Annotated in this window: 23 protein-coding genes; 14 read left to right on the forward strand and 9 right to left on the reverse strand. The window is 65.1% G+C overall.

Annotated elements, in window-relative coordinates; genetic code table 11:
* Positions 1-29: 29 nt before the first annotated feature.
* Entirely contained in the window at positions 30-725 is a 696-nt protein-coding gene (locus LQG66_RS22990; RefSeq protein ID WP_231317948.1) for a class I SAM-dependent methyltransferase, read from the reverse strand.
* Positions 726-998: 273 nt separating this feature from the next.
* Between LQG66_RS22990 and LQG66_RS22995 the strand changes: the two genes are divergently transcribed.
* Both LQG66_RS22995 and LQG66_RS23000 read left to right on the forward strand, forming a co-directional pair.
* Positions 999-2,045, forward strand: coding sequence for a glycosyltransferase family 2 protein (locus LQG66_RS22995; RefSeq protein WP_425601352.1), 1,047 nt, complete (start codon positions 999-1,001; stop codon positions 2,043-2,045).
* The gene (locus LQG66_RS23000; RefSeq protein ID WP_231317950.1) at positions 2,042-2,641 is read left to right on the forward strand and encodes a class I SAM-dependent methyltransferase; all 600 of its coding nucleotides are present in this window, start codon (positions 2,042-2,044) and stop codon (positions 2,639-2,641) included. The genes LQG66_RS22995 and LQG66_RS23000 overlap by 4 nt, the downstream gene beginning before the upstream one ends.
* A gap of 1 nt (position 2,642) precedes the next feature.
* Here LQG66_RS23000 and LQG66_RS23005 read toward each other — a convergent pair whose 3' ends face one another.
* The 3 genes from LQG66_RS23005 to hrcA form a co-directional block, all read right to left on the reverse strand.
* Complete coding sequence (locus tag LQG66_RS23005) at positions 2,643-4,160, reverse strand: hypothetical protein (protein ID WP_231317951.1); 1,518 nt, start codon at positions 4,158-4,160, stop codon at positions 2,643-2,645.
* A 211-nt stretch (positions 4,161-4,371) separates the two neighbouring features.
* Positions 4,372-4,992: a nucleotide exchange factor GrpE gene (gene grpE / locus LQG66_RS23010; RefSeq protein WP_231317952.1), complete on the reverse strand. Its 621-nt coding sequence runs from the start codon at positions 4,990-4,992 to the stop codon at positions 4,372-4,374.
* A 124-nt stretch (positions 4,993-5,116) separates the two neighbouring features.
* A complete protein-coding gene (hrcA, locus tag LQG66_RS23015) occupies positions 5,117-6,205 on the reverse strand; it encodes a heat-inducible transcriptional repressor HrcA (RefSeq protein ID WP_231317953.1) in 1,089 nt (362 codons plus the stop codon).
* Positions 6,206-6,363: 158 nt separating this feature from the next.
* Here hrcA and rph point away from each other — a divergent pair, with 158 nt between their 5' ends.
* The 3 genes from rph to hemW are packed head-to-tail and all read left to right on the forward strand — an operon-like array spanning position 6,364 to position 8,862.
* Positions 6,364-7,077: a ribonuclease PH gene (gene rph / locus LQG66_RS23020; RefSeq protein ID WP_231317954.1), complete on the forward strand. Its 714-nt coding sequence runs from the start codon at positions 6,364-6,366 to the stop codon at positions 7,075-7,077.
* Entirely contained in the window at positions 7,074-7,718 is a 645-nt protein-coding gene (rdgB, locus tag LQG66_RS23025; protein ID WP_231317955.1) for an RdgB/HAM1 family non-canonical purine NTP pyrophosphatase, read from the forward strand. The genes rph and rdgB overlap by 4 nt, the downstream gene beginning before the upstream one ends.
* Entirely contained in the window at positions 7,705-8,862 is a 1,158-nt protein-coding gene (gene hemW / locus LQG66_RS23030; protein ID WP_231317956.1) for a radical SAM family heme chaperone HemW, read from the forward strand. The genes rdgB and hemW overlap by 14 nt, the downstream gene beginning before the upstream one ends.
* Positions 8,863-8,880: 18 nt before the next feature.
* Here the strand turns inward: hemW and LQG66_RS23035 are convergent, their stop codons facing one another.
* Positions 8,881-10,080, reverse strand: coding sequence for a penicillin-binding protein activator (locus tag LQG66_RS23035; protein WP_231317957.1), 1,200 nt, complete (start codon positions 10,078-10,080; stop codon positions 8,881-8,883).
* 240 nt (positions 10,081-10,320) lie between these two features.
* Here LQG66_RS23035 and rsmI point away from each other — a divergent pair, with 240 nt between their 5' ends.
* The 4 genes from rsmI (at position 10,321) to LQG66_RS23055 (ending at position 13,589) form a co-directional block, all read left to right on the forward strand.
* On the forward strand, positions 10,321-11,280 hold the full coding sequence (gene rsmI / locus LQG66_RS23040) for a 16S rRNA (cytidine(1402)-2'-O)-methyltransferase (protein WP_425601238.1): 960 nt from the start codon (positions 10,321-10,323) through the stop codon (positions 11,278-11,280).
* On the forward strand, positions 11,267-11,677 hold the full coding sequence (locus tag LQG66_RS23045; RefSeq protein WP_231317959.1) for a YraN family protein: 411 nt from the start codon (positions 11,267-11,269) through the stop codon (positions 11,675-11,677). The genes rsmI and LQG66_RS23045 overlap by 14 nt, the downstream gene beginning before the upstream one ends.
* A 24-nt stretch (positions 11,678-11,701) precedes the next feature.
* Positions 11,702-12,643 carry a glutathione synthase gene (gshB, locus tag LQG66_RS23050; RefSeq protein WP_231317960.1) on the forward strand — a complete coding sequence of 314 codons (942 nt, stop codon included), beginning with the start codon at positions 11,702-11,704 and terminating at the stop codon, positions 12,641-12,643.
* A gap of 130 nt (positions 12,644-12,773) precedes the next feature.
* The gene (locus tag LQG66_RS23055) at positions 12,774-13,589 is read left to right on the forward strand and encodes an exodeoxyribonuclease III (RefSeq protein ID WP_231317961.1); all 816 of its coding nucleotides are present in this window, start codon (positions 12,774-12,776) and stop codon (positions 13,587-13,589) included.
* A gap of 75 nt (positions 13,590-13,664) precedes the next feature.
* Here LQG66_RS23055 and LQG66_RS23060 read toward each other — a convergent pair whose 3' ends face one another.
* Entirely contained in the window at positions 13,665-14,108 is a 444-nt protein-coding gene (locus LQG66_RS23060) for a cyclic nucleotide-binding domain-containing protein (RefSeq protein ID WP_231317962.1), read from the reverse strand.
* A 65-nt stretch (positions 14,109-14,173) separates the two neighbouring features.
* Positions 14,174-14,860 carry a response regulator transcription factor gene (locus LQG66_RS23065; protein WP_006612692.1) on the reverse strand — a complete coding sequence of 229 codons (687 nt, stop codon included), beginning with the start codon at positions 14,858-14,860 and terminating at the stop codon, positions 14,174-14,176.
* Positions 14,861-15,135: 275 nt separating this feature from the next.
* On the opposite strand from LQG66_RS23065, the gene LQG66_RS23070 reads away from it, so the two are divergent.
* Together LQG66_RS23070 and LQG66_RS23075 are read left to right on the forward strand one after the other, a co-directional pair.
* Complete coding sequence (locus tag LQG66_RS23070; protein WP_231317963.1) at positions 15,136-15,657, forward strand: L,D-transpeptidase family protein; 522 nt, start codon at positions 15,136-15,138, stop codon at positions 15,655-15,657.
* Positions 15,658-15,678: 21 nt separating this feature from the next.
* Complete coding sequence (locus tag LQG66_RS23075; RefSeq protein WP_231317964.1) at positions 15,679-16,464, forward strand: 2-keto-4-pentenoate hydratase; 786 nt, start codon at positions 15,679-15,681, stop codon at positions 16,462-16,464.
* A gap of 103 nt (positions 16,465-16,567) precedes the next feature.
* On the opposite strand, the gene LQG66_RS23080 is transcribed toward LQG66_RS23075, so the two are convergent.
* On the reverse strand, positions 16,568-17,257 hold the full coding sequence (locus LQG66_RS23080) for a YggS family pyridoxal phosphate-dependent enzyme (RefSeq protein ID WP_425601353.1): 690 nt from the start codon (positions 17,255-17,257) through the stop codon (positions 16,568-16,570).
* Positions 17,258-17,367: 110 nt separating this feature from the next.
* Here LQG66_RS23080 and LQG66_RS23085 point away from each other — a divergent pair, with 110 nt between their 5' ends.
* The gene (locus LQG66_RS23085) at positions 17,368-19,065 is read left to right on the forward strand and encodes a sensor domain-containing diguanylate cyclase (RefSeq protein ID WP_231317966.1); all 1,698 of its coding nucleotides are present in this window, start codon (positions 17,368-17,370) and stop codon (positions 19,063-19,065) included.
* 22 nt (positions 19,066-19,087) lie between these two features.
* On the opposite strand, the gene LQG66_RS23090 is transcribed toward LQG66_RS23085, so the two are convergent.
* On the reverse strand, positions 19,088-20,074 hold the full coding sequence (locus LQG66_RS23090) for a GGDEF domain-containing protein (protein WP_231327902.1): 987 nt from the start codon (positions 20,072-20,074) through the stop codon (positions 19,088-19,090).
* Between the two features lie 324 nt (positions 20,075-20,398).
* Here LQG66_RS23090 and leuS point away from each other — a divergent pair, with 324 nt between their 5' ends.
* Positions 20,399-23,020, forward strand: a complete 2,622-nt coding sequence (leuS, locus tag LQG66_RS23095) for a leucine--tRNA ligase (RefSeq protein ID WP_231317967.1) — start codon at positions 20,399-20,401, stop codon at positions 23,018-23,020.
* Entirely contained in the window at positions 23,007-23,558 is a 552-nt protein-coding gene (gene lptE, locus LQG66_RS23100; RefSeq protein ID WP_231317968.1) for an LPS assembly lipoprotein LptE, read from the forward strand. The genes leuS and lptE overlap by 14 nt, the downstream gene beginning before the upstream one ends.
* Positions 23,559-23,571 lie beyond the last annotated feature (13 nt).

The raw sequence follows: 23,571 nt of genomic DNA on the forward strand, positions 1-23,571 counted from the left end.
GGGTCGGCACCTGCATCAGAGGCGGGATACTAGCACTTGCGCGCCAACGCGACGTATTGCGCCCCGAACGGCAGCCAGCCGAGCATCGCTTCGAGAGGCCGCAGCCAGGCGAGCGCGCGCGGAAAAAACAGACCGTACTGGATTTGCGGCGCGCTCCACCCTGCGGTCCCCAGGCGCCGCGCCAGAGTGCGCGGAAAGATCAGCTCTGCATTCTCATCGAATGGGCAGGTGTTGACGGCGTGAACCGTGAGCGGGTTCAGCGGATTGTGCTCGAATACGGCGATCAGGCCGCCGCGACGCGTGATCCGGTGCAGCTCGCGCAGCCACGCGACGTGCTCGTGATGCGCGATGTGGTGGAACACGCAGGCGGAGAACACCACGTCGAACCGGTCGGATTCGCAGGGTATGCGGTCGTTCTCGATCAGCATGCTTTCGCCGCCGCCGGGATGACGTTGCCGCCCCAGTGCGAGACTGCGTTCCGAGACGTCGGACGAGGTCAGTGCCGCGTCGGGAAAGTACCGCCGGAAGAAGGGAATTGAGTTGCCGATTCCTGAGCCGAAATCGCAGATCTGCGACACGTCGATCCGGTTGCGATCGACGATCTGCCGGAGCCGCTCGATCTTGTATTCCGCGAAATACTCCGGGCCTTCTCCGGTCACCGCGATGTTCGCGCGGTGCTGATCCTCGTAAGCGTCGGCGAAGCGGTCAAATTCAGCCTTGTCCATCGTCCGCGGTCCCGCTGGTGAAACGACGCCCGGCAAGGCGGACCAGCGCCAGCCGATGACCATCACGCTCTGCATAGCCGGCAATGCTTAACCGGAGGTCTGCATCCCGGCCGCCCGAAGCGCGCACGCCCCGCGAATCTGCGGCCGCCAGCGGGGAAAATTGATGAACAATTAACTGGCCGTGGTCGACTATCGACGCCCAGCCGAAACCCCGTCGCGGTCGCGAGGCCTCCGATTTTGACAGAGCAGGACGAGACGCCGCGCCCCGGCAAGATGTTCGTCTCGATCGTTGTGCCCTGCTGCAACGAGGAAGAGGGCCTGCGCGAATTTCATCGCCAGATGACGACCGCCGCAGGCGCACTGTGCGGCCAGAAGTTCGAGCTGATTCTGGTCGATGACGGCTCTACCGACAACACCTGGAAGGTCATCAACGAGCTGCTCGCCGAGGACCGCAACGTCGTCGCCGTCCGGCTGGCGCGAAACCACGGCCATCAACTGGCCCTCACCGCCGGGCTGTCCATCGTGCGCGGCGATCTGGTTCTGGTGATCGACGCCGATCTGCAGGACCCCCCGGAGCTGCTGACGCCGATGTATGAGATGATGGCGCGGGAAGGCGCCGACGTCGTCTATGGTCAGCGCCGCAGCCGCGCCGGTGAGACCCACTTCAAGAAGTGGTCGGCCGAAGCCTTCTACCGTCTCCTCGCCAGGATCACGCGCGTCCATATCCCGGTCGATACCGGAGATTTCCGGTTGATGAGCCGTCGCATCTCGGACCAGCTGGTCCAGATGCCGGAGCATGATCGCTTCATCCGCGGGATGGTGGCCTGGCTCGGCTACAAGCAGGTCGCCTACGAATACGACCGCAATCCGCGCTTCGCCGGCAGCACCAAGTACCCGCTGTTGAAAATGATCAGCTTCGCCGCCGACGCGCTGATCAGCTTTTCGATGGTCCCGCTGCGGATCGCGACCTATGTCGGCGCGCTGCTGACGACCGGGCTCACCTTCGTCGGCATTGCCGCTGTCATCAGCTGGATTTTCTCCGGCACCGTGCCCGGCTGGACCAGCTTGACGCTGCTGGTCGTGATGATCTCGTCGGTTCAGCTTCTGGTGCTCGGCCTGATCGGCGAATATGTCGGCCGGATCTACATCCAGTCGAAGAACAGGCCGCTGTTTCTGATCTCGCAGATTCACCGGCGCGGCCGCGTGCCGCACTTGTCGACGGATTCGCAGGACGACACCGAGAAGACGCCGCTCAAGACGTTGCTGGCACGATCGGGACCCGAGATACGCCGCTCCCTTTACGAGGAGACGTCCTCATGAAGGCGATGCTGAAACATCCGGCGCTGTATCAGGCGTACCAGAACGCCGGCGGCTTCTTCGGCGCGCGGATCAAGGCGATCAGGGACTATCTGACGCTGCGCCCGGGAATGCGGATCATCGATATCGGATGCGGGCCCGGCTATATCCTGCGCCATCTGCCGGAAGGCATCGACTACACGGGCTTCGACGTCGACGAGGCCTATATCGCGCATGCCCGGCGATCGTTCGGCCATCTCGGGGCATTTCACTGCCGCCACTTCGACGCGGCCGCGGCTCGCGAGTTGGCCGGTGCCGATGTCGTCATGATGAACGGCGTCCTGCACCACATTGCCGATGACGAACTGAAAACCACCCTCGCCGATATCCGCGACGTCCTCGCAGATGATGGCGTTCTGTTCACCCTCGACGGTTGCTATTGCGATGGACAGTCACGCATCGCGAAATGGCTCCTCGACAACGATCGCGGCAACTTCATCCGCGACCGCGATGGCTATCATCACCTGCTGCGCAGCGCCTTCGCGCGCGTGAACCTCGTCATTCGCGACAACTACTCTCGTGTGCCCTATACGTTCGCGATCGGCGTGTCACAGAAATAAGTCATTCCGTCCGCTCCAGGATGTCGACTCCTTCGACCGACCCCACCGGACGATAGGGTCTGAGAAGCTGCAGCAGTTCGGCATCGGCGCGGGCCCAATCGCCCCATCCGTCGCGCAGATTGTCGACCAGCACGACGTCGGGCGGCAGTTTCCTGAAATCCTCGATCAACCAGCTGCGCTCCAGCGCCAGATGCTCGTTCAGCCTGGCATTGGTCGGCGCATCGACCGACGTTCTTTCGCGCGTGAGCCGCACGAATGCGCGAATCCACAAATTCTCCTGGCGTGAAACCCAGACGCCGCCGATATCGCGCACCAGCGGATGTCCGATCGCCGCCTCGCTGCTCAGGACCAACAACCGCGGATGCGGCTTGAGCCCGGCGAGCGCCTCGCGCAGCGGACCGACCTGGATCCGGGTATTGAACCACTGCAGCCCAAGCGCGAAAGCCGCGGTCAACAGCAGGACGGTCGACGCGCGAGATCCGCGAAGCGGGGCGCTCGAGCCGCCCCCCGTCATCGCCGCGTAGCCCATGGCGAGCATGGCGACGGCGACCATCGGATAGGAATGATACGGCCAGCCGCGTCGCTGCAGGAAGAACGAGATCGCGAATCCGATCGACGCAACGACCGTGACCAGCAGCAACCCGTCACGCCTGCCGCTGCGCCACGTCAGCGCGACCGACGCGAGCGCAATGACGAGGAGAAGCGTCGCCGCATTCAGAAAGATGACGGGCAGCGACATCGACCACGACAAATAGGTGTCGCGCACCAGCGGATAGGTCACGGTGAAGTATTCGGGATAGAGCAGATACGTCCCGAGACTCACGACAGCCACGACGCCGCCAGCAATGATGTTTTCCGGCGCAAAAGCCAAATGCCAGGTGCGCGATCGAATGACGCTCGCCAGGATGCAGAGCGCCGCCGGACACGCAAAGAACGGCTTGAAGGCGAGAGTGACCCCGACGCCGACGCCGGCAATGATGACGGCCCATGCGGGGACCGCCTCGCGATTGCCGCGCAACGCATACACGGCGAGCGCCGGCAGGAAGGTGAGCGTCGCGATATGCTCGCGCTGGCCGAAGACGTGCATCGGCAGGATCGTCACGACGGCTGCAGCCCAGATCGCAAACGGCCCCCAGCTGACCTCGGTCGACCTCGGCGACAGCAGGATGATGCGCCACGTCGCGAACAATGACGCCGCCGCAAGCGCCAGCAGCTGCGCGTCGATGACATGTCGCGGATCGACATGCAGCGCACGCCCCAGCGCAACGCCGGGCAGATACGCGAAGGCCGCCATCGGCGGATTGATTTCGATGATGTCGCGATAGAGCCGCTGGCCATCGAGCATGCGCTCACCGACAACAAGCAGCCAGCTCACGTCGGTGTTCAGGGGCACGACCTGACGCATCAGGATCGCGACGACGAACACGGCACCGATCAGGAGCCACGGCGCCCAGGCCAGGCGTGCATGACCCGTCGGGGCCGGCGTCTGGTGGACTACGGCGTCGATCGGCGAGCTCATGGGACCGTCCTCGAAGGAAATCGTCCCACCCTAGCTGAGGTTGGTTAAGGCGCGATTTTGCATCACAGCCCGACGCCGAAGACCGCGACGAGCTGCGGCCGACAATGGGTCGAAAGGCCGGTCACAAAAAGGCGCCGGATCCGATCCGGTTCCGGCGCCCCTCATTTTGCTCGAACGTCTGGTCGCGTAGAGCCATCAATGGATGGCTGTCTCAGGCCGCGCTGTTCGACTGATCGTTGTTCGCAGCCGGGGCCTGCTTGGCGCCACCCTTGGAGACGCCGACCAGCGCCGGGCGCAGAATGCGCTCGCCGATCATGAAGCCGGCCTGCACGACCTGCACCACGGTGCCGGACGGAACGGACGGATCGGGGACCTCGTACATCGCCTGCTGGAAGTTGGGGTCGAACTTCTGCCCCGTGGGATCGAACTTCTTGACGCCGTTCTTCTCGAGCGTGTTGAGCAGCGAGCGTTCGGTGAGCTCGACACCCTCGATCAATGCCTTGAGACCGGCATCGGCATTGGCACGCGTCTCGGCCGGCACCGCGTCGAGCGCGCGCTGCAGATTGTCGGCAATGTCGAGCACGTCGCGTGCGAAGCCAGTGATGGCGTACAGCCGCGCATCAGCCACCTCGCGGGCGGTGCGCTTGCGCAGATTCTCCATCTCCGCCAGCGTGCGCAGCATCTTGTCGCGCGCTTCGGCCGCTTCCTTGGCCAGAGCCTCAGCTGAGCCGGTCTCGGGGTCGTCGGGCATGATGTACGGTTTGGAGACGACGGGTTCGCTGGCCTGCGCCGGGTTGTCCGGATCATTCTTCTGCAGGTCGGGATCGGTCATGGACGGACTTCTCGCAAGTTCGGCTGAACGGGTTACAGGATGTCGGTCGGGATATCGTGCTTTGGGCAGCGAAAATCAAGCGCGGCTAGCGGCTGCGCCGTCGGCGGGTTAACCATGACGCCCGTCAGCCCCCCAGCAGACGGCTGACCAGGCGCGCGGCATAGTCGACCGTCGGAATGACACGGGCGTAATTCAGCCGGGTCGGGCCGATGACGCCGAGCACACCGACGATGCGACCGGTGGCGTCGGAATAGGGCGAAACGATCGTCGACGACCCCGACAGCGAGAACAGCTTGTTCTCGGAGCCGATGAAGATGCGGACCCCTTCGGCGCTCTCTGCACGCCCGAGAAGGTCGACGACGCCGCGTTTGGTCTCGAGATCGTCGAAGAGCCGCCTGACCCGTTCGAGGTCCTCAAGCGCATGCAGATCCTCCAGCAGGTTGGCGTGGCCGCGCACGATGAGCTGACGATCGTCGCTGTCACCGCCGGACCAGCTCGCGACCCCAGCGGCGATCACCTTCTGCGTCAGCTGATCGAGCTCGGCACGATCATGCGCCAGCGCCGTCTCGAGCTCGAGCCGCGCTTCGGCCAGCGTCCGCCCCCGGATCCGGGCATTGAGGAAATTCGACGCCTCGGTCAGCGCCGAGGATGGCACGCCCGGCGGCAGGGCCAGGACCCGGTTTTCGACCTGTCCGTCCTCGCCGACCAGCACGACCAGCGCACGCTCGGGCTCCAGCCGCACGAACTCGATATGCTTCAATCGGGTGTTGGATTTGGCCGTCAGGACCACCGCCGCGGCGCGGGTGAGACCCGACAGCCGCGTCAGCGCCTCGTCCAGCGCCGCCTCGACCGACTGCGCGCGCCCGACGGACGCGAGCTGGCTCTGGATCGCCTGCCGCTCCGCTTCGGTCATGTCGCCGATCTGCATCAGCGCGTCGACAAAAAACCGCAGCCCGGCCTCGGTCGGCAGCCGTCCCGCCGAGGTATGCGGCGCATAGATCAGGCCGAGCTGCTCCAGATCGGCCATCACGTTGCGCACCGAAGCCGGCGACAGCGGAACCGCGATCAGCCGCGAGAGGTTGCGCGACCCGACCGGCTCGCCGGTCGCCAGGTAGCTTTCGACGATCTGACGGAAAATCTCGCGCGATCGCTCGTTGAGCTGCGCCAGGCCTGCCGGTGGTGTCATCAGATTGATCGGATCGTGGTGGGCCACCAGAGACTCTCCCGCCTAGTTCCTTATAATCTGTCCATGCGGCAGCTCGGTGGCAAGCGGGTCATGAGGCTCCCGGCGTGATAAGGCCTTGCCGCTGTCGGCCCCGGCTCCTACAAGGCCGGTAAATGCCTCTTTTGCCCTCTTTCACGGAGAGAATCATGCGGCCGAGCCGCCGTGCACCGGATGAACTGCGGGCCGTGAGCCTGGAACGCGGCGTCGTCAAATACGCCGAGGGCTCCTGTCTGGTGAAGTTCGGCGACACCCATGTTCTGGTCACCGCCACGCTGGAAGACCGGCTGCCGCCCTGGCTCAAGGGCCAGGGGCGCGGCTGGATCACGGCCGAATACGGCATGCTGCCCCGCGCCACCCTGGAACGGACCCGGCGCGAGGCCTCCGCCGGCAAGCAGACCGGCCGCACGGTCGAGATCCAGCGGCTGATCGGCCGCTCCCTGCGCACCGCGATCGACCTGGAAGCCCTCGGCGAGCGCCAGATCACGGTCGATTGCGACGTGCTCCAGGCTGATGGCGGCACCCGCACGGCGTCGATCACCGGGGCCTGGGTGGCGCTCGCCGATTGCATCACCTGGATGAAGACGCGCAACATGATCAAGACCGAGGTGCTGCGCACCAACGTCGCCGCGATCTCCTGCGGCATCTACAACGGTACGCCGGTGCTTGATCTCGATTACGCCGAGGATTCCGAGGCCGAGACCGACGCCAATTTCGTCATGACCGGCGACGGCCGCATCATCGAGGTGCAGGGCACGGCGGAGAAGACCCCGTTCACCGAGGCCGAGTTCCTGGCGCTGATGGCGCTGGCGCGCAAAGGCGTGGCCCGGCTGGTCGATCTGCAGAAGATGGCGGTCGCGTGAGCAATCCGCACCGCAAGCTCACCGGTCGCATCGTCATCGCGACCCACAATCCCGGCAAGCTTGCCGAAATGCGCGAGCTGCTGGCGCCCCACGGCGTCGAGGCGATCTCAGCCGGCGAGCTCGGGCTCGGCGAGCCCGACGAGACCGGCGACACCTTTCACAGCAATGCCCGCATCAAGGCGGTGGCGGCTGCAGAGGCGGCGCAGCTGCCGGCCTTCGCCGACGATTCAGGAATTGTCGTCCACGCGCTCGACGGCGCACCGGGGATCTATTCGGCCCGCTGGGCCGGCCCGGACAAGGATTTCACCGCGGCGATGACCCGCATCGAGCGTCTGCTGCAGGAGCGCGGCGCAACGGAACCGGACAAGCGCGGCGCACATTTCGTCTCGGCGCTGTGCGTGGCCTGGCCGGACCGCCATGTCGAGGAGGTCGAGGCGCGCGTCGACGGCACTTTGGTTTGGCCGCCGCGCGGCAATGCCGGCTTCGGCTACGACCCGATGTTCCTGCCGGATGGTCACATCAGAACTTTCGGCGAGATGACCAGCATCGAGAAGCACGGCCTGCCGCCGCTCGGCCTCGGCCTGTCGCATCGGGCGCGCGCCTTCGTGAAGCTCGCGGAGATCTGCCTTGACCAGCGCTGAGACGAACGCGTTCGGCGTCTACGTGCACTGGCCGTTCTGCCTGTCGAAATGTCCCTATTGCGACTTCAACAGCCATGTCCGGCATGCCGCTATCGACCAGGACCGTTTCGCCCGCGCGTTTGCCAAGGAGATCGAGACCACCGCCGCGCGCACGGGACCGCGCGATGTCACCTCGATCTTTCTCGGTGGCGGCACGCCGTCACTGATGCAGCCGCAAACCGTCGGCGCCATCCTGGATGCGATCGGCAAGCACTGGCGCGTTGCCGGCGATGTCGAGGTGACGCTGGAGGCCAACCCGACCAGCGTCGAGGCAACGCGATTTGCCGGCTATCGCGCAGCCGGCGTCAACCGCGTCTCGCTCGGCGTCCAGGCGATGGACGACGCGTCGCTGAAGATGCTGGGCCGTCTGCACACGGCCGAGGAGGCGATGAAAGCCGTCGCCATCGCACGCAGCGCCTTCGATCGCTATTCGTTCGACCTGATCTATGCCCGGCCCGACCAGACGCCTGCGATGTGGACCGAGGAGCTGACGCGCGCGATCGGCGAGGCGGCCGAGCATCTGTCGCTCTACCAGCTCACGATCGAGGAGGGCACGCCGTTCTTCGGGCTGCACGCCGCCGGCAAGCTGAAGACGCCCGATGAAGGTCTGGCGCGCACTTTGTACGACGTGACGCAGGACGTCTGCAGCCGCCACGGATTGCCGGCCTACGAGATCTCCAACCACGCCCGCCCCGGCGCGGAATGCCGGCACAACCTGGTCTATTGGCGTGGCCAGGAATATGCCGGCATCGGTCCCGGCGCCCACGGACGGCTCGACATCGACGGCATCCGGCACGCAACGGCGACCGACAAGCGGCCTGAAGCCTGGCTGATGCGGGTCGAGTCCAACGGGCACGGCGTGATGACCGACGATCAGCTCAATCGCGAAGAGCGCGCCGACGAATTCCTGCTGATGGGGCTGCGCCTTGCTGAAGGCATCGACCCGCGGCGCTATGCTGCGATCTCGGGACGCGCGCTCGATCCGCGCCGCATCGCCCTGCTGCGCGACGAGGGCGCCATCGCCGTCGAGACTGACGGACGATTGCGCGTGACGCTGGAAGGCTTTCCGGTGCTGGACGCCGTCGTCGCCGATCTCGCCGCCTGAGGGCGCAGACGGCAACAGCTACGTGGCGCTGAAGCTCTTCGGTGCACCGGTAACGGCCTGCCCGCCACCCGGACCGACGCGCATCACGGCAAGCCCGCGCTCGTTGGTGCCGTCGCTGCGGAAGCGGAACAGCCCATCGATGCCGGCAAAGCCGGACGCATTCGTCAGCACGTCCGGCGCGAAACGCTGGTTGCCTTGCGTCCGCGCCAGCGCGGCCACCAGCGCCACCGCATCATAAGCGAGAGTCGCCGTGCGCACCGGATCGCCGCCGAACCGTGTCCGGTAGCGGCCGGCGAAAGCGCGGAAGCCGGAGGGATCCGGCGCAGCATACAGGCCGCCCTGCAGGCTGGCGCTCGCATAGACCCGCGGATTGTCCCACAGTCCGGTGCCGAGCATCTGAATGTTGCGGAGGTTGGCACCGGCCGCGGTCAGTGCATCGGCGGTCGCCACGACCGAATCGCCGTCATCGGCCAGCAGCAGCGCATCGGCGCCGCCGAGCGACTGCGCCACCGTACGCGCTGGCATGGTGCGGTCGCCGGAATATTTCTCGAACGCCACGATGCGTCCGCCGCGGCGGCTGACGGCGGTCTTGAACGCGCCCTCCACCACGGTGCCATAGGCGTTGTCGGGCAGCAGCGCCGCAAAGGAGCGTTTGCCGACGCCTGCGGAATAATCGACGATGCGGCTCGCATCGGACTCCGGCAGGAAGCTCAGCAGATAGACGCCGCGTCCGGCCACGCTCGAATCGGTCGAGAAGGCGATCACCGAGACGTTGCGTGCGCGCGCCACCTGGGCAACCGCCGGCACCGAGCCGGCGAACAGCGGCCCGAGAATGATTTCGGCGCCCTCGTCACAGGCCTGCTGGGCGCCTTGCTGCGCGCCCTGTTGACTGCCGGCATCGTCCTTGATCAGGAGCTGGATGTTTGGATTCTGAAATTCGGCGAGCGCCATTTCGGCGGCGTTCTTCATGGATTGTGCGGCCACGCCCGCGTTTCCGGACGCCGACAGCGGCAGGATCAGGCCGACCTTGACCTGACCATTGCCGGCGACCGCCGGCTGCTGCGGTGGCCCGGCCGGAGCGGCCACCTGCTCGAACGGATTTTGAACGCCGGAACAGGCGGACAACAGCGGCGCGCCGACGATCAGACCCAGCGCAGTTCGCCGGGCAACCCAATGGGGTCCCGGACCGTGAGAGTTGGGATGACGCGGGCCCACCATGGCATCTCTTCGTTCGGCCGAGAACGGCCAGAAGTTCCCCAATCGCACTGCCTCCGGGCAATGCGGATTCACTCATATTGTCGATGAATAGTTAAGCAAAACAAAAGGCTGTCAGAACCACAGAGCCGATCAATTCGACGTTTTGCACGGCATATCCCCTGCTCGCACGAACCCGCTCCCGCTCGCACCAACACATGAACGGCTGTGGCATTCCCCGAGCCAGAGCTTTAAATTGTCTCGATGCGTGCAAAGGCAATCCCGCAAACAAAGCCAGGCGATGGCAAATCTTCCACCACCTCCGATTATGTGGTGGCAGGGAGCCGTATTGCGGCGCCAAGAGCGCGGCCCGGCCTTCATCTGGTGGCTACGCCGATCGGCAATCTCGGCGACATCACGCTGCGCGCGCTCGAAACGCTGGCCGGCGTCGATCTCATCTTCTGCGAGGACACCCGAATCACGCGACGGCTGACCGAGCGCTACGGTCTGACCGCGGAACTCGCTGCCTATCATGAACACAATGCCGAAGCCATCAGGCCGAAAATCCTGCGGCGGCTGGCCGAGGGTGCAGCCATCGCCCTGGTGTCCGACGCGGGCACGCCATTGATTTCCGACCCCGGCTACAAGCTTGTGCGCGAGGCCTGTGACGCTGGTCATCCGGTCACCGCTCTGCCCGGCCCTTCGGCGGTGCTGGCGGCCTTGAGCGTAGCGGCGCTACCGACCGACCGCTTCTTTTTCGAAGGCTTCCTTCCGCCCCGGCAACAGGCGCGGCGCACGCGGCTATCGGAGCTCGCGCGGATCGAGGCGACGCTGGTCGTGTTCGAATCCGGCAGCCGCGTGCAGGAGACACTGGCCGATCTCGCTGACATCATGGCGGGACGCCAGGCTGCGATCTGCCGCGAGCTCACCAAGCTGCACGAGGAGGTCCTGCGCGGTGCCATCTCCGATCTTGCGGCACAGGCAAGCGAGCTCGAAACGCGCGGCGAATTCGTGCTGGTGATCGGGCCGCCAGCGCACGACGCCGGCATCCTCAGTGACGACGCGCTCGACGCCCTGCTCAGGGATCTCTTGCAGAGATCGAGCGTCAAGGACGCCGTCATGCACGCCGTCGAACTGTCGCGCCGGCCGCGGCGCGAGGTCTATGCGCGCGCGCTCGAACTCGCGAAAGATTCACGGCCGGAGGAAGCCGATGGCCAAGAGTGAGCGCGCCACACCCGGCAAGCCCGAAAAGCCCGCCGCGCCCGAGCGCGTGGCAGCCTTTCGCACCGGCCTGTCGGCAGAAGCGCGCGCCGCTGCGCTCTTGATCGCCAAGGGCTATCGCATCCTCGCCAAACGTTTCCGCACGCCACATGGCGAGATCGACATCATCGCGCGCAAGCGCGGTCTGGTCGCCTTCGTCGAGGTCAAGGCGCGCAGCTCGCTCGACGATGCCGCCTATGCGGTGACGCCACGCCAGCAGCAGCGCATCATCGATGCCGCGCAGGGCTGGCTGATGGCGCATCCCGAACATGCCGAATTCGAATTGCGCTTCGACGCGATTCTCGTTGCGCCGCGCAGCCTGCCGCACCATCTGATGGCAGCGTTCGATGCCAGCCCCTGAAACGAGCTCACCCGGGACCTGCCCATGAAACTAAATGTCGCCGTCCAGATGGATCCCATCGCGCGCATCAACATCCGCGGCGATTCGACCTTTGCGCTGCTCCTGGAGGCGCAGCGGCGCGGCCATGGCCTGTCCTACTACACGCCCGACAAGCTGTCGCTGCGCGGCGAGGAGCTGTACGCGCCGGTGCAGGCGCTGACCGTGCGCGATGAGGTCGGCGACCATTTCACCCTCGGCGAGCCCAAGCCGACCGCATTGACCTCATTCGACGTCGTCCTGCTGCGGCAGGATCCGCCGTTCGATCTCGCCTACATCACCTCGACCCATTTCCTCGAGCGCATCCACCCGAAGACGCTGGTGGTGAATGATCCGGCCAGCGTGCGCAACGCGCCGGAAAAGCTGTTCGTGATGAACTTCCCGCAGCTGATGCCGCCGACGCTGATCTCGCGCGACATGGACGAGATCAACGCGTTTCGCGCGCAGCACGGCGCCGTCGTGATGAAGCCGCTGCACGGCCATGGCGGCGCGGCGGTGTTCAGGGTGCTGCCGCAGGACATGAATTTCGGTTCGCTGTTCGACATGTTCTCGGTCACCTTCAAGGAGCCCTGGGTGATCCAGCGCTTCCTCCCCGAGGTGAAGCATGGCGACAAGCGCATCATCCTGGTCGACGGCGAGTTCGCCGGCGCCGTCAATCGCGTGCCTGCGGCGGACGATCTGCGCTCCAACATGGTGCGCGGCGGCGCCGCGCAGGCGACCGATCTCAGCCCGCGCGAGCGCGAGATCTGCGACACGCTCGGCCCGGCGTTGCGCGAACGCGGCCTGCTCCTGGTCGGCATCGACGTCATCGACGGCAATCTCACCGAAATCAACGTGACATCGCCGACCGGCATCCGCGCGATCTCACGCCTTGGTGGTCCAGACATCGCGGCGCGCGTATGGGACGTGATCGAGGCCAAGCGGAGCTGAGCTCGCGGGCGTCGAGTCCGCATATTGCTGGGGATAAGGCTGACCAGGATGCCGGACAAGCGCGCTCCGGTACGCCTGGTCCGGGCTGAGCCGCTGACGCCGGCGCAATCCGTGTTATGACGCAATCCTCATGCGTCTCGTCCTGACCACCTGGAACATCAACTCGGTGCGCCTGCGCATCGACCTCGTCGCCAAGTTCATCAAGCAGGCAAGGCCCGACGTGCTGTGCCTGCAGGAAACCAAGTGCATCGACGATGCCTTCCCGCTGAAGCGTTTCAAGCGGCTCGGCTACGAGCACGTCGCGCTGAACGGGCAGAAGGGCTATCACGGCGTCGCGGTGATCTCGAAATTGCCGTTCGAGAACACCAATGTCCGGACGTTCTGCGACAAGGTGGATTCCCGTCACATCTCAGTGTCGTTCGGAGAGAAGGCGCAGCTGGCGCGGCCGCTGGTGCTGCATAATTTCTATGTGCCGGCCGGCGGCGACATCCCCGACCCGGCGCTCAACCCGAAATTCGAGCATAAGCTGCAATTCCTCGATGAAATGAAGGCGTGCGAGCCGCTGCATCCGCGCGGCGACGATCGTCATATCCTGGTCGGTGATCTCAACGTGGCGCCGCAGGAGAACGACGTCTGGTCGCACAAGCAGCTCCTGAAGGTGGTCTCGCATACGCCGATCGAATGCGAGAAGCTGCTTGCGGCGCAGACCCACGGCGAATGGGTCGACGTCGCGCGCGAGCGCATCCCGATGGCTGAGAAGGTCTATACGTGGTGGAGCTATCGCGCCGCCGACTGGACCGTCGGCGACCGCGGCCGGCGGCTCGACCACATCTGGGTATCGCGCGCGTTGAAGGATTCGGTCACCGACTTCCGCATCCTGCGCGATGCGCGGAGCTGGGAGCGGCCGTCGGATCACGTGCCGGTCACGGTCACACTCGACGTTTAGGTGTGGTCGAGCCGAACGGAGGACCGCCTCGCGCGCCCGCCGAAACAACTGCAGACGTACGGCGGCGATGCCGCATCACGATGTCAGCTTGGCGCCGGCGGTCAGGATGTCGCTGGCAATCCTGTTCGCGCGGTTGGCGAATTCCTCGCGCAGCCGGCGCGCCGCGACCGCATCGCTCTCCAGCACACGCTGAAACAGGCTGCGGGAAATCCGCACAACGGTCGAATACTCCAGGGCCGTCGCGGTTGCCGGCCGGCGCATCTCGACCAGCAGCGCCAGCTCGCCGATCAGCATGCCCGGGTAGGCGACGATCTCGGCGCCGCCCTCGTCGTTGACGCGCAGCGCACCGCGCTGGACGACATAGCCGCAGTCGGCCGTGTCGCCCTCGCGAAACAACGCCTCGTCACCCTGGATGTTACGCTGTTCGGAGCCGATCGCCAGCATGCGCAACGAATCGCTCCCCAACAGACGCAGCGTCGGGACACGCTCCAGCAGCGCAATATCGTCTTCGATCGACATCAAGGGCCCGGGGAAGGCAGAATGGAACAAGTATCATAAACGGCTGACCGCCATCCCCGAACGTATCACGGCACCAGTTTGTAGCCACCGGCCTCCGTGACGAGAATCTCTGGATTGGCGGCATCTTTCTCGATCTTCTGCCGCAAACGGTAAATATGCGTTTCGAGCGTATGGGTGGTCACGCCCGAATTGTAGCCCCAGACCTCCTGGAGCAGGGTCTCGCGCGACACCGGCTGCTGGCCGGCCCGATAGAGGAAGCGCAGGATCGCCGTCTCCTTCTCGGTCAGCCTGACCTTGCGGGCATTCGCCCCGGTCAGCATCTTCGAGCCGGGCCGGAAGCTGTACGGGCCGACCGAAAACACCGCGTCTTCGCTGGCTTCATGCTGCCGCAGCTGGGCACGGATGCGGGCCAGCAGCACGGCGAAGCGGAACGGCTTTGCGACGTAATCGTTGGCGCCGGACTCGAGCCCCAGGATCGTGTCCGAATCGGTGTCATGCCCGGTCAGCATGATGATGGGGGCCTTGAAGCCGCCCTTGCGCAAGCTGCGCACGACTTCGCGGCCATCGGTATCGGGCAAGCCCACGTCCATCAGAACCAGATCAGGCGAATTGGCCTTTGCCGCGCTGGCGCCCTTGGCGCCGGTATCGACGGCCTGGGCTTCGAACTCGTCATGCAGCGAGAGCTGCTCCATCAGGGTGTCGCGCAGATCGGTGTCGTCGTCCACGATCAGGATCTTGCGGGCATTGGCCATTGATACAATCCTCTTGGTGGCGCCGGCGGGATCAGGTGAAGGGCGCCTTCAACGGTGGGCAAACAGGCTCATCATCCCTGTTTCGTCTTGAAGTAGGGGGCTGTTACCGATTCACAAGCGCCTGGCACTCTACTCCAGATTTGGCCAGGGATTGAGATGAATGTCCTGTTCGCTCCGTGCGGCAGACCATTTGCCGACATTAAGGCAATTACCGGGCAGCACATGGCCGTGAAAAGGCACGTTATTTCATATCGTTATGAAGGGCACCGCGTGGCATGCAAGCATCCCTGATCTCGATTCGCACCGCTGCGGGGTCCCGGCAGCGTGGATGGCTCCAGGTCTGGGGGCACGTCATCCCGGTCGCCCTCGGCCGCGGCGGCATCCTGGCCAACAAACGAGAGGGCGACGGTGGCACGCCGCGGGGGACATTCCGGCCGCTCCGGCTGTGGTGGCGGGCCGACCGCCATCCACGGCCGCGCACGTTCCTGCCGGTCCGTCTGATCGACCGGAACGACGCCTGGTGCGAGGATCCCCGCGACCGGCACTACAACCAGCCCGTCAAGCTCGGTGGCGGCCAGCCCGGCGACCGGCTGGCGCGCAACGATCACCTCTACGACTTCATCATCGAGATCGACCACAACACGTACCCCCGGATCGCCGGTCGCGGCAGCGCCGTCTTCCTGCATCTGGCGCGCCCCAATTTCGGTCCGACCGCAGGCTGCGTGGCCATGACCCGGCCGGCAATACTGCGGCTGTTGCAAAGGATCGGGCCGCGCACCAGGATCGTCATCGCGTAGGGATCAACGGGAGCGAGCACCATGGGCGCGCCGGACCAGCCGACCAGCGCCTCGGCGATTTTGTGTGAGCATTGGCGCGAAGGCCGTAAACTGGCGGCGCTGCCGCCGGACCTGCGGCCGCGCGACCGCACCGAGGGCTACGCAATCCAGGCGGAGGTCGAGAGGCAATCGCGCAAGCCTCTGTTCGGCTGGAAGATCGCAGCCACCAGCGAAGCCGGGCAGCGGCACATCAATGTGGCCGGGCCGATGGCCGGACGGATCCTGGCGGAGACGGTGCGACCTGACGGCGGAACCGCCGTCATGGCCGGCAACGCGATGCGCGTCGCCGAGCCGGAATTCGCCTTTCGCATGGGGACGGACCTGCTGCCGCGGCCAACACCTTATGACGTCGTCGAAGTGCTCGGCGCGGTGGATACGTTGCATCCGGCGATCGAGATTCCCGATTCGCGGTTCGCCGATTTCGTCACCGCAGGCGAGGCCCAACTGATCGCCGACAATGCCTGTGCGCATCTGTTCGTGCTGGGCGCGCCCAGCGCCGCCGACTGGCGGGGGCGGGATCTGATCGAGGAGCGGCCACGCATTACGCTCCGCGGCGAGACGTTCGTTGGCCATGGCCGCAACGTGCTCGGCGATCCCCGGGTGGCGCTCGCCTGGCTGGTGAACGAGCTGCGTGGGCTCGGCGTGCCGGTGCGGGCGGGGCAGGTCGTGACGACCGGCACCTGTCATCCGCCGCTGCCGATTGACAGCGGCGATGCGATGGAGGTCGATTTCGGCGATCTGGGGCGCGTGTCCGTGACGTTCGAATGAGGGACGCCGTCATCGCGATCGCCGCGAAGCGATCCATGGCCAGGAAGACGATCTAGATTGCTTCGCTCCGCTCGCAATGACGAAACGTCCTCAACTAGGCGAATCAGCGGTGTCCGAAGATCGCCGATCCGACGCGCACATGCGTGGCGCCGAACTGGATCGCGGTCGCAAAGTCGGCGCTCATGCCCATCGACAGATCCGTCAGACCATTGCGGGCGGCGATCTTGGCGGTCAGCGCGAAATGCGGCGCGGGCGCCTGGTCGACCGGCGGGATGCACATCAGGCCCGAGATCCGGAGCCCGTAATCGTTGCGGCACGCCGCGAGGAAGGCATCAGCGTCAGCGGGCGCAATGCCGGCTTTCTGCGGTTCCTCACCGGTGTTGATCTGGACGAACAATTGCGGATGCCTGTTCTGGGCCGCGATCTCCTTGGCCAGCGCGGCACAGAGGCTCGACCGATCCACCGAATGGATGGCGTCGAACAGCGCCACCGCCTCCTTGGCCTTGTTGGATTGCAGTGGCCCGATCAGATGCAGCTGAATGCCAGGATGCGCGGCGATCAGTTCCGGCCATTTCGCCTTGGCTTCCTGAACGCGATTTTCACCGAACACGCGCTGTCCGGCCGCGATCACCGGCGTGATGGCATCTGCGGCGAACGTCTTCGAGACCGCAATCAGCGTGACCTCGGCGCGATCGCGTTTGGCATCGCTGCAGGCTCGCAGGATGTCCTGCTCAACGGCGGCGAGCGCGGAGGGTGAAGACGAGGTTAAGGGCTTCGATGGGTCTGGCACGATGGTGTCCGTGAGTCCGGTAGATTTGCGGGGTTGGCTGCAATTTTACGGAGTTCGAGAAAGGGTTCTTGAACCCTTCCCCATACCTTGCACGACCGGGGTAGGGGAAAGAAATGCCAAGCATCCGGTTCAATCGCAATAGAGTGAAGCTGAACCGGCTTTTGGGGATCCGCGCGCGTCTCGCGCTCCTGGCCGTGATTCTGGTCGCACCACTGATGCTGGAACGCGCACGGTCGCTGGAAAGCACCCGGACCCGGCAGATCGCGCTCGCCTCCGAAGAATTCTTCGGCCTCGCCCGGCAAAGCGCCGACATGCAGCGCGAAGTCATCATGTCCGTGGAGACGGTGCTGAAGTCGACCGCCTATGTCCGCGCGTCGGCCACCGGCGTGAGCCGCAGCTGCGACATGATGCGTGCCAGCCTGCCGGCAACGCTGCCCTGGATCCGCACCTTGATGATCGCCGGCCGGGACGGGCGCATCCAATGCTCGACGAACAACCAATACGTCGGGCTCGATTTCAGCGACCGGCCCTATTTCCGGGCCGCCCAGGAATCACGCGACTTCGTTTTCAGCGACTATCTGCTGGCAAAGCCCGCCCATATCCCGATCGTGATGGCGGCCTATCCCGTCGGCGCGATTACGGGTGAACCAGACGCCGTCATGCTGGCCAGCGTCAATCTCGAATGGATGTCCAAGATCATGAGCAATCTTGGCGGCCGTCCGGGCATCACGGCCGTGCTGATCGACAGTGAGGGAACCGTTCTGGCCGCGCCGGCCGACCGCACCGAGCTGATCGGGCGGCCGCTCGACAGCGTACCCTTGTTGTCGGCGGTGGCGGAGACCGCGATGAGCTCCGCCAAGTCGACCGACACGGTGTCGTTTACCGCTGCGGACGGCTCCAAGCGCGCGATCACCTTCACGCGGCTCGCCGACACCGGGTCACGCCTGATCGTCAGCATCGATGAAACCCGCGTGACCGCCGCCATCGACCGCGAGATCCAGAATGCCTATCTGCAGGCGGGCCTGGTCTGCCTGATCGTGCTGCTCGGCGCGCTGATCGCTGCCGAGAAGCTGATCGTCAGGCCCGTCAACATGCTCGCTGCCACCGCCAAGCGCTTCGGCCATGGTCACTGGTCGGCGCGCGTCGCGACCAAGAACCTGCCGTCGGAGTTCGTGCCGCTGGCCAAATCGTTCAACGCCATGGCCGCCAAGCTCGGGCAGCGCGAGCGCGAGCTGATTGCCGCCAATGACAGGCTGACCGTCATGGCCTCGATCGACATGCTCTCGGGCCTCGCCAACCGTCGCGGCTTCCAGAATCGCATCGACGTCGAATGGACGCGAGCCCAACAGACCGGCAGCGAGCTTTCGCTGCTGATGATCGATGTCGACCATTTCAAGCTCTACAACGACACCTACGGGCATCCGGAGGGCGATGCCTGCCTGTCACGGCTCGGCGAGACACTGTCGCGAATCGCCGGCACGACGACGGCCTTTGCCGGACGCTATGGCGGCGAGGAGTTCTGCCTGCTGCTCCCGGGCATGAGTGCGAGGCAGGCGCTCGAGGTCGGCGAGCGGGTGCGCGCCGCGGTGCTGGAGCTGGAGCTGCCGCATGCGACGTCGGTCCATCAATGCGTCACCGTCAGCGTGGGCGTTGCATCGACGCTGCCCAATGATTCGATGGCTCCCGCCGATCTGATCGAGGCCGCCGATGCCGCGCTCTATGCCGCCAAGCATCGCGGGCGCAACATGGTGATCGCGCATGGCTTTGTCGATGTCGTGGATGATAGAGGCACCGTGGCACGCGCCGGCTGAGGCGGCATGATCGCCGCCACGATCAGCCGACCGCGAGCTTGCGATCGAGCTCGAGCTCGGTGACCACGCGGTTACGACCGAGCTTCTTGGCCAGATAGAGCGCGCGGTCGCAGCGGTCGATGAGATCGGCCATCGATTCACCGAACTGGAATTGCCCCACTCCGATCGACACGGTGATCTGCGGTAGAACCTCGCCGGTCGAGCGCCGGGTGAACTGGCAGTCGGCGATGGTGCGGCGAATCCGTTCGGCGATCGCCGTACAGCCTTCGAGATCGGTCTGCGGCAGCACGGCGATCAATTCCTCGCCGCCATAGCGCGCCGGCAGATCGTTGTCGCGCACGCGCTCGCGCAAGGCCTTGGCGACGAGACGCAAGACCTGGTCACCGACGCCATGGCCGTAATTGTCGTTGAACTTCTTGAAGTGATCGACGTCGATCAAGAGAATGCTGAGCGGCTCGTCCTGCTCCATCGCCTCGATCTGGACATGACGGAAGAACTCTTCGAGAGCACGGCGGTTCGGCAGACCGGTCAGCGTATCGGTGCGCGCGCGCTGCTCCGACTTGTTGAGCGAATCGCGGATGGTGTCGAGCTCGCGCGACTTCTCGGCAAAGCTCGCTTCCAGCTTGGCGGCACGCGCGGTGGCCTGGGCGAGTTCGCTGACGAGATTCTCGATCAGGATCTTCGGATCGACGCCTTGCTCGCTCTGTTCAGCGACGCCGTCAATCGCCTCCATGTGCGTGCGGTTGTCGGCAATCGCAGCCGTCAGATACGATTTGGCGGAGTCCATCACGCCATGCAACTGCTGCGAGACTTTATGGACGACCGCAGCTTCAGTGCCCTGCTGACCGATATAGGTCTCGAACAGCGCCTGGTTCGTCGTCTTGTCGAACTTGCGCTTGTTGCTGACCAGGATGTCGACCGCGCGCTTCAGGTCCGACGCCGAGCCCAACGAGTACTTGAACCAGAGATGGAAGTTGTTGGGGGTCGGTGGCACGCGCTGCTGAGCCATGGATTGCATGGCCTTGTCCGCGACAGTCGTCGCGTACTCGAAATCAAGCTCGTCGAACGTAGCGCCGGACACGATGCGGAGTGATCCAAGATGTGGGCTGGGGACTTGATTTATGCACTCAGTCTCCCATTCAAGTCTTAACCGTGCCTCAATCCAACCTCCGACAGCCCCGGCAAAGGGATCAAAAAAACTCGCGATTACCGTCGCTTAGTTGATGCTTGAAATGGTATCATCATCTGCCGCCCCATTGACCGGCGTGCCGCTTTTGTGGCCTAGTCCGCCGTCTTCAATCGACGCGAATCCTCGAAAATTATAAGCGATTCCATGACATCCGAACGCTACAACGCCCGTGAAGCCGAGCCGCGCTGGCAGCGCCAGTGGGACGACAAGGCGATCTTCGCCACCAAGAACGACGATCCGCGTCCGAAATACTACGTACTCGAGATGTTTCCCTATCCGTCGGGACGCATCCATATCGGCCATGTCCGTAATTATACGCTCGGCGACGTTCTGGCCCGCTTCATGCGCGCCAAGGGTTTCAACGTTCTGCATCCGATGGGGTGGGACGCGTTCGGCCTGCCGGCGGAGAACGCGGCGATCGAGCGCAAGGTGGCGCCGAAGGCCTGGACCTACGACAACATCGCGGCGATGAAGAAGCAGCTGCGCTCGATCGGCCTGTCGCTCGACTGGGCGCGCGAGTTCGCCACCTGCGACCCATCCTACTACAAGCACCAGCAGAAGATGTTCCTCGACTTCATGCAGGCGGGGCTGGTCGAGCGCGAGAAGCGCAAGGTGAACTGGGACCCGGTCGACATGACCGTCCTCGCCAACGAGCAGGTCATCGACGGCCGCGGCTGGCGCTCCGGTGCGGTGGTCGAACAGCGTGAGATGAACCAGTGGGTGTTCAAGATCACGAAATACTCTCAGGAGCTGCTGGACGCGCTGGACGCGCTGGATCGCTGGCCCGACAAGGTGCGCCTGATGCAGCGCAACTGGATCGGCCGGTCGGAAGGCCTGCTCGTTCGCTTCGCGCTGGACCCGGCGACGACGCCTGCGGGCGAGCCCGAGTTGAAGATCTTCACGACCCGGCCCGACACGCTGTTCGGTGCCAAGTTCATGGCGATCTCGGCGGACCATCCGCTGGCGCAGGCTGCGGCCGCAAAGAATCCCGAGCTCGCCGCGTTCATCGCCGAGATCAAGCGGATCGGCACGGCGCAGGAGGCCATCGACACCGCCGAGAAGCAGGGCTTCGACACCGGCATCCGGGCCGTGCATCCGTTCGATCCGAGCTGGACGCTGCCGGTCTATGTCGCGAACTTCGTGCTGATGGAATACGGCACCGGCGCCATCTTCGGCTGTCCGGCGCATGACCAGCGCGACCTCGACTTCGTCAACAAATACGGACTTGGCAACACGCCGGTGGTCTGCCCCGAGGGCCAGGATCCGGCGAGCTTCGTCATCACCGATACGGCTTTCGACGGTGACGGCCGCATGATCAATTCGCGGTTCCTCGACGGCATGACGATCGCGCAGGCCAAGGAAGAAGTTGCCAAGCGGCTGGAGAGCGAGCAGCGCGCCGGTGCGCCGGTCGGCGAACGCCAGGTCAATTTCCGCCTGCGCGACTGGGGCATCTCGCGCCAGCGCTATTGGGGCTGCCCGATCCCGGTGATCCACTGCCCGACCTGCGATGTCGTGCCGGTGCCGGCGCAGGACCTGCCCGTCGTGCTGCCGGACGACGTCACCTTCGACAAGCCGGGCAACGCGCTCGACCATCATCCGACCTGGAAGCACGTCACCTGCCCGACATGCGGGGCCAAGGCAACGCGTGAAACCGATACCATGGACACCTTCGTCGATTCGTCCTGGTACTTCGCGCGCTTCACCGATCCGTGGAACGAGGCCGCACCGACGACGCCTGACGTCGCCAACCGGATGATGCCGGTCGACCAGTATATCGGCGGCGTCGAGCACGCGATCCTGCATCTGCTCTACAGCCGGTTCTTCACGCGCGCGATGAAGGCCACCGGGCACGTCGCCATGGACGAGCCGTTCGCCGGCATGTTCACCCAGGGCATGGTGGTCCACGAGACCTATCAGAAGGCTGACGGCACCTTCGTCACCCCGGCCGAGGTCAAGATTGAGGTCGGCGGCAACGGCCGCCGCGCGGTGCTGCTCGCGACCGGCGAGGACATCACGGTCGGCCCGATCGAGAAGATGTCGAAGTCGAAGAAGAACACCGTCGACCCCGACGACATCATCGAGAGCTACGGTGCCGACGTGGCGCGCTGGTTCATGCTGTCGGACTCGCCGCCCGACCGCGACGTGATCTGGAGCGACGAGCGAGTCCAGGGTGCGGCGCGCTTCGTGCAGCGGCTGTGGCGGCTGGTCAACGAATCCGGAGCCATTGGCACGGCGCCCTCCTCCCGCCCGGCCGAATTCGGCGCCGATGCGCTGGCGTTGCGCAAGGCCGCGCATGGCGCGCTCGACAAGGTGACCGGCGGCATCGAGCGGCTGCATTTCAACGTCTGCCTGGCGCACATCCGGGAATTCGCCAACGCGCTGGCCGACGTGCTGGCGCGCCCGGCCGAGCCGGCGCCGGACCTGGCCTGGGCGATTCGGGAGGCCGCCGGGATCCTGGTGCAGCTGTTCTCGCCGATGATGCCGCATCTGGCCGAGGAATGCTGGCAGGTGCTGGGCCACAGCGGGCTGATCTCGGAGGCCTCCTGGCCGCAAATCGAACGAGATTTGCTGGTTGAGGACAGCGTGACGCTGGTCGTCCAGGTCAACGGCAAGAAGCGCGGAGAAGTCACAGTCGCCAGCAACGCGCAGAATCCGGAAATTGAGTCTGCCGTTTTGGCGCTCGATGCAGTAAAACTGGCGCTGGATGGCAAGCCCGTCCGCAAGGTGATCATTGTTCCCAAGAGGATCGTGAATGTCGTCGGCTAGGTTTCGGATCGCTGCTCGCCTGGTTGCCGTGGCCGCGTTGGCCGGGCTGACGGCCGGCTGCTTTCAGCCGATGTACGCCGAGCATGCCGACGGCACGCCCGGCCTCCGCGACAAGCTGATGGGCGTGGACCTGCCGCCGGTCGACAAGCCGAATGCCTCCCCCGAGGCTCGAATCGGTGTCGAGATCCGCAATGCGCTCGCCTTCAAGCTCTACGGCACCGCCACCGGAACGGCACCGACCCACAAGCTGGTGCTGAAGTTCCAGACCAGCCGGTCCTCGCTGATCGTCTCGCAGACGACCGGTCTGCCGACAACCGAGAATGTGGGCGTCGACGTCCAGTACAATCTGGTCGAGCTGGCCACCAACAAGTCGGTCATGACCGGAACGACCTTCGCCCGCACGTCCTACGACATCCCCGGCTCCTACCAGCGCTTCGCCCGACAGCGCGCGTTCCGTGATGCCGAGGATCGCGCCTCCGAGGAGGTCGCCGAGAAGATCAAGACCCGGCTCGCGGCCTATTTCACCGCGGGCACCTGACGCACGGCGGGAA

It is taken from the genome of Bradyrhizobium ontarionense (assembly GCF_021088345.1).
GTDB classification, from domain to species: domain Bacteria; phylum Pseudomonadota; class Alphaproteobacteria; order Rhizobiales; family Xanthobacteraceae; genus Bradyrhizobium; species Bradyrhizobium ontarionense.

Excerpts from the sequence above, each read along its gene's own strand:
- LQG66_RS22990 (WP_231317948.1), bottom strand. The coding sequence starts at position 725 with ATGGACAAGGCTGAATTTGACCGCTTCGCCGACGCTTACGAGGATCAG.
- LQG66_RS22995 (WP_425601352.1), top strand. The coding sequence starts at position 999 with ATGTTCGTCTCGATCGTTGTGCCCTGCTGCAACGAGGAAGAGGGCCTG.
- LQG66_RS23000 (WP_231317950.1), top strand. The coding sequence starts at position 2,042 with ATGAAGGCGATGCTGAAACATCCGGCGCTGTATCAGGCGTACCAGAAC.
- LQG66_RS23005 (WP_231317951.1), bottom strand. The coding sequence starts at position 4,160 with ATGAGCTCGCCGATCGACGCCGTAGTCCACCAGACGCCGGCCCCGACG.
- grpE (WP_231317952.1), bottom strand. The coding sequence starts at position 4,992 with ATGACCGATCCCGACCTGCAGAAGAATGATCCGGACAACCCGGCGCAG.
- rph (WP_231317954.1), top strand. The coding sequence starts at position 6,364 with ATGCGGCCGAGCCGCCGTGCACCGGATGAACTGCGGGCCGTGAGCCTG.
- LQG66_RS23035 (WP_231317957.1), bottom strand. The coding sequence starts at position 10,080 with ATGGTGGGCCCGCGTCATCCCAACTCTCACGGTCCGGGACCCCATTGG.
- rsmI (WP_425601238.1), top strand. The coding sequence starts at position 10,321 with ATGCGTGCAAAGGCAATCCCGCAAACAAAGCCAGGCGATGGCAAATCT.
- LQG66_RS23045 (WP_231317959.1), top strand. The coding sequence starts at position 11,267 with ATGGCCAAGAGTGAGCGCGCCACACCCGGCAAGCCCGAAAAGCCCGCC.
- gshB (WP_231317960.1), top strand. The coding sequence starts at position 11,702 with ATGAAACTAAATGTCGCCGTCCAGATGGATCCCATCGCGCGCATCAAC.
- LQG66_RS23055 (WP_231317961.1), top strand. The coding sequence starts at position 12,774 with ATGCGTCTCGTCCTGACCACCTGGAACATCAACTCGGTGCGCCTGCGC.
- LQG66_RS23060 (WP_231317962.1), bottom strand. The coding sequence starts at position 14,108 with ATGTCGATCGAAGACGATATTGCGCTGCTGGAGCGTGTCCCGACGCTG.
- LQG66_RS23065 (WP_006612692.1), bottom strand. The coding sequence starts at position 14,860 with ATGGCCAATGCCCGCAAGATCCTGATCGTGGACGACGACACCGATCTG.
- LQG66_RS23070 (WP_231317963.1), top strand. The coding sequence starts at position 15,136 with ATGCAAGCATCCCTGATCTCGATTCGCACCGCTGCGGGGTCCCGGCAG.
- LQG66_RS23075 (WP_231317964.1), top strand. The coding sequence starts at position 15,679 with ATGGGCGCGCCGGACCAGCCGACCAGCGCCTCGGCGATTTTGTGTGAG.
- LQG66_RS23085 (WP_231317966.1), top strand. The coding sequence starts at position 17,368 with ATGCCAAGCATCCGGTTCAATCGCAATAGAGTGAAGCTGAACCGGCTT.
- LQG66_RS23090 (WP_231327902.1), bottom strand. The coding sequence starts at position 20,074 with ATGGCTCAGCAGCGCGTGCCACCGACCCCCAACAACTTCCATCTCTGG.
- leuS (WP_231317967.1), top strand. The coding sequence starts at position 20,399 with ATGACATCCGAACGCTACAACGCCCGTGAAGCCGAGCCGCGCTGGCAG.
- lptE (WP_231317968.1), top strand. The coding sequence starts at position 23,007 with ATGTCGTCGGCTAGGTTTCGGATCGCTGCTCGCCTGGTTGCCGTGGCC.